Here is a 12,552-nt window from a genome sequence, read left to right as displayed (position 1 = left end):
ATATATAGAAAAAACTTACCATTATGACCAATCTTGTATTGTTTACAATACATAATAAATAATAGGAAATAAATTGTTTTGTAAGACTAGAAAGGAGACTATATTTATATGGAGAGTGAAAAACAAACATTTTCCATCGAATGGGCAGGACGTCCGCTTGTTGTTGAAATAGGACAACTTGCTAAACAAGCAAACGGCTCTTGTTTAATTCGTTATGGTGAAAGTGCTGTACTCGTTACTGCTGCAGCTTCAAAGGATGCTAAAGCTGTTGACTTCTTTCCGTTAACTGTGAATTACGAAGAACGATTATATGCAGTAGGAAAAATACCTGGTGGCTTTATTAAACGGGAAGGAAGACCGAGTGAACACGCAACATTAGCATCTCGTTTAATTGACCGTCCAATTCGACCACTGTTCCCTGATGGCTTCCGTAATGAAGTGCAAGTTATTGCTATGGTCATGAGTGTTGATCAAGACTGTTCTCCAGAAATGGCTGCAATGTTAGGTGCATCTGTATCTCTATCCATTTCAGACATTCCATTTTCAGGGCCGATTGCAGGCGTAGTAGTCGGACTTGTTGATGGTGAATTCGTCATTAACCCAACTGTAGAACAAGCTGAAAAAAGTGAAATGCATTTAACAGTCGCTGGAACAAAAGATGCGATTAACATGGTTGAAGCCGGTGCAAATGAAGTATCAGAAGAAACGATGTTAGATGCAATTATGTTTGCCCATGAGGAAATTAAACGTTTAATTGCTTTCCAAGAGGAAATTGTTCAAGCTGTTGGAAAAGAAAAAATGGAAGTTAAATTATTTGAAATTGATGCTGACATTGAAACGGCAGTTCGACAAATTTGTGAAAAAGAAATGATCGAAGCCATTCAAGTTAAAGAAAAGCATGCACGAGAAGATGCGATTAATGCTGTGAAGGAAAAAGTTGTTGCGAAATATGAAGAACAAGAAGCAGACGAAGAAACAATGAAACATGTACAAAATGTACTTGATAAAATTGTGAAAGAAGAAGTACGTCGTCTAATCACAGTAGAGAAAATTCGTCCAGATGGTCGACAAGCTGATGAAATTCGACCACTTTCATCAAGTGTCGGTATTTTACCACGTGCCCATGGTTCAGGATTATTTACTCGTGGACAAACACAAGCTTTAAGTGTGTGTACACTTGGTGCATTAGGTGATGTACAAATCTTAGATGGTATCGGACTTGAAGAATCGAAACGTTTTATGCACCATTATAATTTCCCACCATTTTCCGTTGGTGAAACAGGACGTATGGGTTCTCCAGGGCGAAGAGAAATTGGTCACGGTGCGTTAGGTGAACGAGCATTAGAACCAATTATTCCATCCGAAAAGGAATTTCCATATACAATACGTCTCGTATCGGAAGTTTTAGAGTCTAATGGTTCATCTTCACAGGCAAGTATTTGTGGGTCAACCCTTGCATTAATGGACGCTGGTGTTCCAATTAAAGCTCCTGTATCAGGGATTGCAATGGGACTTGTAATGTCAGGTGAACATTATACAATTTTATCGGATATCCAAGGTATGGAAGACCATTTAGGTGATATGGACTTTAAAGTTGCAGGTACATCTAAAGGTATTACTGCCTTACAAATGGATATTAAAATTGAAGGTATTACAAAAGAAATTATTAAAGAAGCTTTAGAACAAGCGAAAAAAGGTCGGGCAGAAATCTTAGAACATATGCTATCTACAATTAGTGAACCACGTAAACAACTTTCAGTTTATGCACCGAAAATCACATCTATGCATATTAAACCAGAAAAAATCGGTGATGTTATTGGACCAAGTGGTAAAAATGTTAAAAAGATTATTGAAGAAACCGGCGTAAAAATTGATATTGAACAAGACGGTACAGTATATATTTCTTCACCAGATCAAGAAGCAAATGATAAAGCACAAAAAATTATTGAAAACATCGTTCGCGAAGTTGAAGTTGGACAAATGTACCTAGGTAAAGTAAAACGTATTGAAAAATTCGGTGCGTTTGTAGAACTATTTGCTGGTAAAGATGGACTTGTCCACATTTCAGAACTTGCAGAAGAACGTGTAGGCAAAGTTGAAGATGTAGTATCAATCGGTGATGAAATTTTAGTTAAAGTTACTGAAATTGATAAACAAGGACGTATTAATTTATCTCGTAAAGCAGTATTAAGAGAACAAAAACAGAATAATCAATAGATGATAAATTCCACAAGTCATTATTCATAAGAATAAGGCCGGAATAGAAGACTTTGAAATGGGGCAATCCTTCTGGATCTCCCCCATTAAATACATAACAACAGGACTTTCTCAATTGAGTAAGGTCCCTTTTTAATATTCAATACATATTTGTGAAAAATCTAACAAACTAGGTCTTTTTCATAAACGTTCTAACTTGTCCGTTCCTTACATAATATGTTGTAAGGAGGAATGTTTATGAAAAAGTTTCCTTTTTTGCGCATTGCACTATTTATCATTATTCCAATTTTTGCCTTTTTTATTGTTCAAAATTCATTTACAGACAAATACGTTGAAAAATTAAAATCGGATGCGGTAACAGCCTCTGCTAGTAAAGATAGTCTTTTAGTAGAGATTGAACAAAAAGCTTCTGAGTTTGAAATTCCAGCACAAGATGCTAAAATTGACAAGGTATGGAAAAAAATGCCAGGCTACAATGGTTTAAAAGTAGATATTAAAGCATCTTTTGAAAATATGAAGGATGATGGTGTTTTTATTAAAAATGAACTTGTATTTGAACAAGTACAACCAAAAATTCATTTGAAGGATTTACCTCCCGCACCAATATTCCGAGGACATCCTGATAAACCAATGATTGCACTTACGATAAATGTAGCGTGGGGGAATGAATTTCTATCACCCATTTTAGCTACGTTGAAAAAGCATAATGTATATGCTACTTTTTTTATCGAGGGTAGATGGGCAAAAGAAAATCCAGAATTTGTAAAAATGATTTATGAAGGTGGACATGAAATCGGTAATCATTCCTATTCCCATCCGGATATGAAACAATTAAGTGCTGAGAAGATAAAAAAGCAATTACTTGATACCAATGAAATTATCCAAGCTACAATAGGGAAAACACCGAAGCTGTTTGCTCCACCAAGTGGGAGCTATAATGATCAAGTTGTACAAATTGCTGATGATATGAACATGCAAACAATCATGTGGACAATTGATACAATTGATTGGAAAAATCCTACTCCACAAACATTAATTCACCGAGTTACAAAACAACTTCATAATGGTGCGATTATTCTTGCTCATCCAACTGAATCAACGACTAAAGCTCTGGATACATTATTAACAAAAATAAAAGACGAAGGTTATCGATTAGGAACGGTTACCAATCTTTTGGATGAAAAAAGAATGAATAATAAATAATATGTATTATTCGAGGCATGAAAGAAAACAACATTAGGAGGAAATTTTCTTGATTAAAAAATATACTTGCAAAAATGGAGTTCGCATTGTTTTAGAAGAAATGCCAATATTACGATCAGTAGCTATCGGAATCTGGGTTAAAAACGGGTCACGTCATGAAAGCCCAGAATTAAATGGTATTTCTCATTTTATTGAACATATGTTTTTCAAAGGTACAAAAACTCGTTCCGCAAGAGAAATTGCAGAAAGCTTTGATTCAATCGGTGGGCAAGTAAATGCTTTTACATCAAAAGAATATACATGTTATTATGCGAAAGTATTAGATACACATGCTTCTTATGCATTAGAAGTCTTATCGGACATGTTTTTCAACTCTGTTTTTGATGAACGAGAGTTAGAAAAGGAAAAAAATGTAGTGCTTGAAGAAATAAAAATGTATGAAGATACTCCAGATGATATTGTTCATGATTTATTAAGTAAAGCCATTTATGCTAATCACCCTTTAGGCTATCCGATTTTAGGAACTGAAAAAACACTTAAATCGTTTACTGATGAAATGTTGAAACAATATATCCAACATACATATACACCTGACAATGTTGTAATTTCTGTTGCAGGGAATGTATCAGAATCATTTATTGAGGAAATTGAAAACATTTTTGGCTCCTACCAAGGAGAAAGATTAGAAGCGAACAAATCAAAACCTGTATTTAATAAAAACTGGTTAACAAGAAAAAAAGATACGGAGCAAGTCCATCTTTGCCTAGGTTTTGAAGGATTATCAGTTGGTAGTGAAGATATTTATGATTTAATAATTTCGAACAATATTTTAGGGGGCAGTATGAGTAGTAGATTGTTCCAAGAAGTTCGAGAACAAAGAGGACTAGCTTATTCAGTATATTCCTATCATTCATCCTATGAAGATAGCGGCATTGTTGCCATATACGGAGGAACTGGTGCGGATCAACTAGACTTACTCTATGATACAATTCAACAAACCCTCGAAACTTTTGTTGAAAAGGGAGTAACAGATAAAGAGTTGAAAAATACGAAGGAACAATTAAAAGGAAATCTAATGTTAGGACTTGAAGGCACGAATAGTCGAATGAGTCGAAATGGGAAAAACGAATTATTATTAGGTAAACATCGTACGCCGGATGAAATAATTGAACTTATAGATGCAATTACTAAAGAAGATGTAAATCGTATGGCAGAACGAATTTTTACGAAAGACTTTTCACTATCATTAATCAGTCCTAACGGAAAACTACCGAAAGCATTACAATAAAATAATAACAATGTAGATGCAGACTAAATGTAGTCTGCATTTTTCTTTGTTCATAATTCTAAAATGCGAACTTCCTTAATACATTATAAAAAGAAGGACAGGAAAGGGTGAGATAATTGAGGTTAAGTGAATTAGGAGGAAAAGAAATTGTCGATATAAAAAAAGCAGAACGATTAGGTGTGTTAGGTCAAACTGATTTAGAAATAAACGAGCATACTGGACAAATTGTTGCCTTAATCATTCCTACAGGAAAATGGTTTCAATTTCGTAAAAGTAGTGGAGAAATTCGTGTGCCATGGAAATATATTAAAAAAATTGGAACGGATATGATCATTATTGACTTTCCAGATGAGGAGCTTGAGGAGGATTAAAAATAAACGATTAAGATTAAGTCTGACTCCCTTAAATATCAATTCAGATATTTAAGGGAGTCAGGCTTAATTTTTTGTTCATTAGTTAGGCTTAAGTTAAAAATTAAACAATCACAAAACCCAAGAAATTTCATAGTATAGCAAAGAATACTATGTAAAATTCGTTAAAACAGCATCAAAGAAGGTGGAATATATAAATGTTAACAGGTTTACAGATCGCGGTCATTGGAGGAGATGCAAGACAGATTGAAATCATTCGAAAACTGAACGAACTCGATGTCAAATTATATTTAGTTGGATTTGAACAATTAGACCATTCCTTTACTGGTGCCGTCAAAGAAAAGCTTAATAATATGAATTTAGAGGAATTTGATGGGATTATTTTGCCTGTCGCTGGAACGAATTTAAACGGGGAAGTAGAAACTATATTCTCCAATGAAAAGGTTGTGTTAACAGAAGAAATTTTAAGTAAAACACCACCACATTGTACAATTTATTCTGGGATTTCCAATGCTTATCTAGATGAAATTGTAAAAAAATCAAATCGTAAATTAGAGTTATTATTCGAACGTGATGATGTAGCCATTTACAATTCGATTCCAACTATTGAAGGTGTACTAATGATGGTAATTCAACATACAGATTTTACAATTCACGGTTCAAAAACAGTAGTTTTAGGGTTAGGTCGAAATGGAATGACAATTTCCCGTGTGTTCCATGCTTTAGGTGCAAAAGTGCATGTTGGAGCAAGGCGAAAGGAACACATCGCGAGAACTGAAGAGATGGGTCTAGAATCGTTTCATATAAAAGATTTAGAACAAGTTGTAAAAGATGCCGATATTGTCATTAATACGATCCCACATTTAATTGTCACTGCCAGTGTTATATCAAAAATGCCCCATCATACGCTCATTATCGACATTGCCTCCAAACCTGGTGGAACAGATTTTCGTTATGCAGAAAAAAGAGGAATTAAAGCAATACTTACCCCGAGTTTACCAGGGATCGTTGCTCCCAAAACAGCTGGTCAAATTTTAGCTAATGTTTTGGCTGAATTAATGAGTGAAGATTTAATGAAAAGGAAGGAGTCATCATAAAGATGAAAGTGGAAGGAAAACGAATTGGATTCGGAATCACCGGTTCCCATTGTACGTATGAAGAGGTAGTTCCACAAATTGAAAAACTTGTTGAAGTCGGTGCGGAAGTCGTTCCAATTGTTACCCATACTGTTAAAAATACGACTACCCGTTTTGGAAAAGGGAAAGACTGGATTGAAAAAGTTGAGCAAATAACAGGTAAAAGAGTGTTAGATTCGATTGTTGCAACTGAGCCATTAGGACCACGAAATCCTTTAGATTGTATGGTTATTGCACCACTTACAGGTGCATCTATGAGTAAATTAGCTAATGCCATTACCGATTCACCAGTTCTTATGGCAGCAAAAGCAACAATGAGAAATCATCGACCTGTTGTGCTTGGAATCTCAACTAACGATGCCCTAGGTTTAAACGGTGTTAATTTAATGCGTTTAATGGCTGCGAAAGATATATTCTTTATTCCGTTCGGTCAAGATGATCCAATGAAAAAACCGAAATCAATGGTTGCAGATATGGACCAATTAATTCCAACAATAGAAGCAGCATTAGAACATCGACAATTTCAGCCTGTATTAATTGAGCGGTATAATAAATAAAAGTTATTTCTAATAGAATTATCATAAATGCTCCTTTAAAATGTTTTTTAGAAAGTATATTTATATTTTTGTAGAGTATGGTAAAATAAAAGTTAAATTAAAAGTAGTAATGAGCAATGAAAATAAGAGGATCGGATTCATTTGTCCGATTTCCTCTTTTTTAAAAAGTTTCATATATGTGGAAGGGGTTTTGACATTGACTAATAGTGGATTTCATGTTGCAGTTGTTGGCGCAACAGGTGCAGTAGGAACACAAATGATAAAAGTATTAGAAGCTAGAAATTTTCCAATTGAAAAATTAACATTACTTTCTTCTTCCCGTTCAGCTGGTAAAAAGATTCAATATAAAGGAGAAACTATTGTTGTAGAAGAGGCCAAGCCTGAAAGTTTTGAAGGTGTGGATATTGCATTATTTTCTGCAGGTGGAAGTATTTCGAAACAATTAGCTCCTGAAGCAGTTAAACGTGGTGCAATTGTTATCGATAATACTAGTGCTTATCGTATGGACCCAGAAGTTCCATTAGTTGTTCCAGAAGTAAATGCTGAAGACTTAAATAATCATAAAGGAATTATCGCAAATCCTAACTGCTCTACAATTCAAATGGTTGTTGCATTAGAACCAATTCGCCAAAAATTGGGACTTAACCGTGTAATTGTATCTACTTACCAAGCAGTAAGTGGTGCTGGATTCCAAGCTGTTGAAGAATTAAATCGCCAAACGAAAGATATATTAGAAGGTAAAGAAGTAAAACCGGAAATTTTACCGGTTAAAGCTGATAAAAAACATTATCAAATTGCCTTCAACGCAATTCCACAAATTGATCTTTTCCAAGACAACGGCTTTACATTCGAGGAAATGAAAATGATCAATGAAACGAAAAAAATTATGCATTTACCAGAGCTAAAAGTATCTGCGACATGTGTACGTATTCCTGTAGCAACTGGGCATTCTGAGTCCGTTTACTTCGAAGTTGAAAAAGAAAACGTTGATGTAGCTGAAATTCAAAATATACTTGCTTCATCGCCGGGAGTTGTTTTAGAAGACAATCCAAATGAACAAATTTATCCGTTAGCAACTACTGCTGCTGGTAAAGAAGGAGTATTTGTCGGCAGAATTCGTAAAGATTTAGACGAAGATAAAGGTTTCCATATGTGGGTTGTTTCTGATAACTTATTAAAAGGAGCAGCATTAAACTCTGTTCAGATAGCTGAAAGTTTAATTGAGCAAAGAATTGTTAGCAAATAATTGCAATAAATGTTATATCATCTCTTATTGAGAATGATTTATGAGGTGTTTTATGGATAAAATTATTGTACAAAAATTTGGAGGGACGTCAGTCAGAACGGAAGAAAATAGACGTCATGCTTTACATCATATAAAAAAAGCAATAGATTCTGGCTATAAAACCATTATAGTTGTCTCAGCAATGGGAAGACTGGGCGATCCCTATTCTACAGATACGTTACTAAGTCTAGTAGATGGAAATGCAACGAAGATAGAAAAAAGAGAACAAGATTTATTAATGTCTTGTGGTGAAATTATATCCGCAGTAGTATTTACAAATATGTTACTTCAAAATGGGATAAAAGCATCCGCATTTACAGGCGCTCAAGCTGGATTTAAGACAAATGATGATTTTACCAATGCAAAAATATTAAAAATTGACCCTAGTCGAATTTTAAAAGCATTAGAAACTCAGGATGCAATTGTCGTTGCTGGATTCCAAGGGGCTACAGAAAGCGGTGAAATCACAACTCTAGGTAGAGGTGGAAGCGATACTTCTGCAGCTGCATTAGGTGCTGCATTAAAAGCTGAATGGATCGATATTTTTACTGATGTAGAAGGGGTCATGACTGCCGATCCAAGAATTACAAATAAGGCTCGTCCTTTATCTGTTGTAACATATAATGAAATTAGTAATTTAGCCTATCAAGGTGCAAAAGTAATCCATCCACGAGCAGTTGAAATTGCGATGCAAGCAGATGTTCCGATTTATGTAAGGTCAACGTATTCTGATACTCCGGGTACGCTTGTTACTAAATTATCTCATCTGCAACAAGGAATGGATGTTAAAGAGCGGTTAGTAACTGGTATTGCTCATGTCTCAGGTGTGACTCAAATTAATGTCGCAGCCAAAAAAGGTCAGATGGATATGCAAGAAGAAGTCTTCCGGGCAATGGCAAATGAACAAATTTCTGTCGACTTTATCAATATTTCGCCTAATAATGTTGTATACACCGTTAAGGATCATCTAGCGGAAAAAGCTGAAAAAATCCTTAAAGAAAAAGGCTATGAACCAAACCTAGAAAAAAATTGTGCAAAAGTATCAGTTGTTGGTGCTGGAATAACTGGTGTTCCAGGCGTTGCCTCTAAAATTGTTTCTGCACTTTCAGAACAAGGGATTCGTATTTTACAATCGGCAGACAGTTATACAACGATTTGGGTTTTAGTTAAACAAGATGATTTGGAAAGAGCAGTGAACGCATTACATGATGCCTTCCACTTAGAGGATGTTGAAATGGATGCTTTTTCCATTGATGAACATAGTTCATTTTTAAAAAGATTTAAGGAGTGATAAAGATGGCTTTATTCGGAAGAATAGTTACTGCCATGGTGACACCCTTTGATGAAAAAGGGAATGTCGATTTTCAAAAAACAACACAGTTAATTGAATACTTATTAAATAACGGTACGGATGCTTTAGTGGTATCTGGTACGACGGGAGAATCACCAACTCTTTCAAAAGAAGAAAAGATTGCGTTATTTCAACATACTGTAAAAGTTGTAAACAAACGGGTTCCAATTATTGCAGGTACAGGTAACTATAATACAAAAGAATCTGTTGACTTAACGAAAAAAGCAGAAGAAATTGGTGTGGATGGTATTTTACTAGTAGCACCTTACTATAATAAACCTAATCAAGAAGGATTATATCAACATTTCAAAACTGTAGCAGAAAGTACAAGTTTACCAGTTATGTTATATAATATTCCTGGTCGTTCAGTTGTTAATATGGAACCTGATACGGTTATTCGTTTAAGTGAAATCCCTAATATTAAAGCCATCAAAGAAGCGGGTGGAAACTTAGATCAAATGACTGAGATTATTGCCAACACGCCAGATGACTTCGAATTATATAGTGGAGATGATGGCTTTACCCTTCCTATTTTAGCAATTGGTGGAACGGGTGTAGTATCTGTTGCCTCCCATATCATTGGGAATGAAATGCAAGATATGATTCAAGCATTTCTCGCAGGTGATCATGTTAAAGCTGCGAAATTGCATCAAAAATTATTACCTATCATGAAAGGACTATTCAAAGCACCAAGTCCAGTACCAGTAAAAACGGCTTTACAAATTAAAGGAATGAATGTTGGTCCTGTTCGTTTACCTTTAGTACCATTAAGTGAAAATGAAAGAAATGATTTAACAGACCTCCTTAAAACTTTAGATTAAATATGTTGAAGGCTGTTCCGCATAGTCATACAAGATGATGTGGAATAGCCGTTTTTATTAATAATTAAAACACTTTTTGAAACCGTTATTAAAAAAAGTGAAATTTGTAGTAAAGATAGTTGACAAACCTTTTAATAAAAGGCTTAATAATAGTCATATACATAATTTAGAAACGGCAAGTTGAAACCGTTATAATATAAATAATTTATGACTTTAAAAATTTAAATTTTATTATAAATATTTGTTCTTACTTTTCCTTTTAATCCCATGATTATTTGCGTTTGGGTTTGTCCAATGTCTAAAAAGTAGTAGTTTAAAAGTGAAGTTGGCGTCGACTCGCAAAAATCCTTAAAAAAGCAAATCGCTTTTTTGCGTGCGATATAAATTCTCAGAAGTGAGCTCAGAGTGTTTCACATTTTTCCTGCGGTGCAGAATCAGTGAAGTATATTCAGAATCCAGCGGGACAAGCACTAGCCGAAGACCCCGCAGGAGCGTTAGCGACGAGGAGGATAAGGCCGTGCCACTGGATGCGTGTCCGCCAACAAATATTTAATCCAAAAAGAAATTTACAAATTTTAACCTTATGGACATACTCATGCGAGAGATAAATTTTATTAGTTACAGGAGGATGTTTTACTTGGGAAATGAAATATCACAATCAATTAAAGTCATTTGTTTAGGGGGAGTCGGCGAACTAGGAAAGAATATGTATGTGGTAGAAGTCAATGATGATTTATTTGTCATTGATGCAGGACTCATGTTTCCCGAAGATGAAATGTTTGGCATCGATATCGTTATTCCTGACTTTTCTTATTTAGTCGAAAATAAACATCGTATTCGTGGAATATTTTTATCCCATGGCCATGAAGATCATACTGGAGCAATCGCATACATTTTAAAAAATATCACCGTCCCTGTTTATGGAACAAAACTGACCTTAGCATTAACAAAAGTTAAACTAAGGGAACAGGGCTTATCAATGGAAATTGATTTTCGTGAAGTTAAGGAAAATACGAGATTAAAATTTGAACATGCAAATATTTCCTTCTTCCATGTGAACCACAGTATTCCAGATTCTGTCGGTATTTGTATTGAAACGAAACACGGTCATATAGTATATACCGGTGATTTTAAGTTTGACCAAAGTGCTGATCCTTTATATAGGGCTCATATTAGTAAAATGGCAAAAATTGGTGACCGAGGGGTACTTTGTTTATTATCAGATAGCACTGAATCTGAAAAAGAAGGTTATACACCTTCAGAAATTACGATTGCTAAAGAACTTGATGATGTTTTTAAACGAGCTAAAGGACGGATTATATTTGCATGTTATGCGTCACAAATCAATGCAATTCAAAGACTAATTAATGTTTCACATCATTCTGAACGAAAAGTAGCAATAATTGGAAGAACGTTACAAAATGTTTTTCAAGTCGCAACGAAGCATAGATATATAAAAGTACCAGAAGATTTAATCATTCCGGCAGGAAAACTGAGTGAGTATGCTGAAGATGAAGTAGTAATTTTAATGACCGGTCACCAAGGAGAACCGCTTGAAGCGTTACAAAACATGGTTAAAAAACCGTACAATCAAATACAAATACAAAAAGGTGATACAGTTATAATTGCGGCTTCTCCTCATCGTGGTGGAGAGAAATTTTTAATCCGAACTGTAGATATGCTTTATCGTGCTGGTGCCAATGTCATTAGTGGTAAACGTGTTCATGTCAGTGGTCACGGAAGGCGCGAAGAGTTAAAGTTAATGATTAATTTAATGAAACCTAAATTCTTTATCCCAATTCATGGGGAGTATAAAATGCTCGTTAGCCATGCACAAATTGCTGAACATATGGGCATACCAAAAGAAAACATTTTCATTCCTGGAAAAGGGGATGTAGTTGAAATAACGGAACAAAAAATTCGTGGTAATGGACGTGTTACAGCAGGAAATATTTTAATCGACGGTAGTGGTGTCGGAGATGTTGGTAATATTGTTCTCCGCGATCGCAAAATGCTTTCACAAGACGGTATCTTTATCGTTGTTGTAACGATTAACCGAAATGAAAAGAAAATTGCATCTGGACCAGAGATTATCTCCCGGGGGTTTGTCTATGTACGAGAGTCTGAGGAACTAATAGGACAAGCTACAAAACTCATACGAGAAATCGTGGAAAGAAATTTACGCGGACAATTTTTCGAATGGTCAAATGTGAAACAAGAAATTCGTGATTCATTAAACGGTTTCCTATTCAATCAAACAAAACGTCGTCCGATGATTATTCCAATAATTATGGAAATATAAATAAACAGTACTCCTTCCAAA

The 12,552-nt window shown here is 35.0% G+C and carries 10 protein-coding genes; all 10 read left to right on the top strand.

Annotated features, from left to right (window positions below; translation table 11 throughout):
- Positions 1-108 precede the first annotated feature (108 nt).
- Positions 109-2,217: a polyribonucleotide nucleotidyltransferase gene (gene pnp / locus GW534_RS01680; RefSeq protein WP_161919317.1), complete on the top strand. Its 2,109-nt coding sequence runs from the start codon at positions 109-111 to the stop codon at positions 2,215-2,217.
- Between the two features lie 237 nt (positions 2,218-2,454).
- Complete coding sequence (locus GW534_RS01675; RefSeq protein WP_161919316.1) at positions 2,455-3,420, top strand: polysaccharide deacetylase family protein; 966 nt, start codon at positions 2,455-2,457, stop codon at positions 3,418-3,420.
- Between the two features lie 49 nt (positions 3,421-3,469).
- The gene (locus GW534_RS01670; RefSeq protein WP_161919315.1) at positions 3,470-4,708 is read left to right on the top strand and encodes a M16 family metallopeptidase; all 1,239 of its coding nucleotides are present in this window, start codon (positions 3,470-3,472) and stop codon (positions 4,706-4,708) included.
- A gap of 116 nt (positions 4,709-4,824) precedes the next feature.
- Positions 4,825-5,079 carry a YlmC/YmxH family sporulation protein gene (locus GW534_RS01665; RefSeq protein ID WP_161919314.1) on the top strand — a complete coding sequence of 85 codons (255 nt, stop codon included), beginning with the start codon at positions 4,825-4,827 and terminating at the stop codon, positions 5,077-5,079.
- 197 nt (positions 5,080-5,276) lie between these two features.
- Positions 5,277-6,176: a dipicolinic acid synthetase subunit A gene (gene dpaA / locus GW534_RS01660; RefSeq protein ID WP_161919313.1), complete on the top strand. Its 900-nt coding sequence runs from the start codon at positions 5,277-5,279 to the stop codon at positions 6,174-6,176.
- A gap of 2 nt (positions 6,177-6,178) precedes the next feature.
- Complete coding sequence (gene dpaB / locus GW534_RS01655) at positions 6,179-6,772, top strand: dipicolinate synthase subunit B (RefSeq protein ID WP_161919312.1); 594 nt, start codon at positions 6,179-6,181, stop codon at positions 6,770-6,772.
- Positions 6,773-6,968: 196 nt separating this feature from the next.
- Positions 6,969-8,018 (top strand): aspartate-semialdehyde dehydrogenase, encoded by a 1,050-nt coding sequence (locus tag GW534_RS01650; protein WP_246203847.1) that lies wholly within the window; start codon positions 6,969-6,971, stop codon positions 8,016-8,018.
- Between the two features lie 52 nt (positions 8,019-8,070).
- Complete coding sequence (dapG, locus tag GW534_RS01645; protein ID WP_161919311.1) at positions 8,071-9,348, top strand: aspartate kinase; 1,278 nt, start codon at positions 8,071-8,073, stop codon at positions 9,346-9,348.
- Positions 9,349-9,353: 5 nt separating this feature from the next.
- Positions 9,354-10,229 (top strand): 4-hydroxy-tetrahydrodipicolinate synthase, encoded by an 876-nt coding sequence (dapA, locus tag GW534_RS01640; protein WP_161919310.1) that lies wholly within the window; start codon positions 9,354-9,356, stop codon positions 10,227-10,229.
- Positions 10,230-10,857: 628 nt separating this feature from the next.
- Positions 10,858-12,531: a ribonuclease J gene (locus GW534_RS01635; RefSeq protein WP_161919309.1), complete on the top strand. Its 1,674-nt coding sequence runs from the start codon at positions 10,858-10,860 to the stop codon at positions 12,529-12,531.
- Positions 12,532-12,552: the final 21 nt, after the last annotated feature.

The organism is Pallidibacillus pasinlerensis (genome assembly GCF_009996845.1).
Lineage (GTDB): Bacteria > Bacillota > Bacilli > Bacillales > Caldibacillaceae > Pallidibacillus > Pallidibacillus pasinlerensis.
Note: the sequence above shows the minus strand (reverse complement) of the source record. Positions and strands in the feature narration are given on the sequence as shown.

Coding starts and splice junctions, on each gene's coding strand:
- pnp (WP_161919317.1), top strand. CDS start 109: ATGGAGAGTGAAAAACAAACATTTTCCATCGAATGGGCAGGACGTCCG.
- GW534_RS01675 (WP_161919316.1), top strand. CDS start 2,455: ATGAAAAAGTTTCCTTTTTTGCGCATTGCACTATTTATCATTATTCCA.
- dpaA (WP_161919313.1), top strand. CDS start 5,277: ATGTTAACAGGTTTACAGATCGCGGTCATTGGAGGAGATGCAAGACAG.
- dpaB (WP_161919312.1), top strand. CDS start 6,179: ATGAAAGTGGAAGGAAAACGAATTGGATTCGGAATCACCGGTTCCCAT.
- dapG (WP_161919311.1), top strand. CDS start 8,071: ATGGATAAAATTATTGTACAAAAATTTGGAGGGACGTCAGTCAGAACG.
- dapA (WP_161919310.1), top strand. CDS start 9,354: ATGGCTTTATTCGGAAGAATAGTTACTGCCATGGTGACACCCTTTGAT.
- GW534_RS01635 (WP_161919309.1), top strand. CDS start 10,858: ATGTTTTACTTGGGAAATGAAATATCACAATCAATTAAAGTCATTTGT.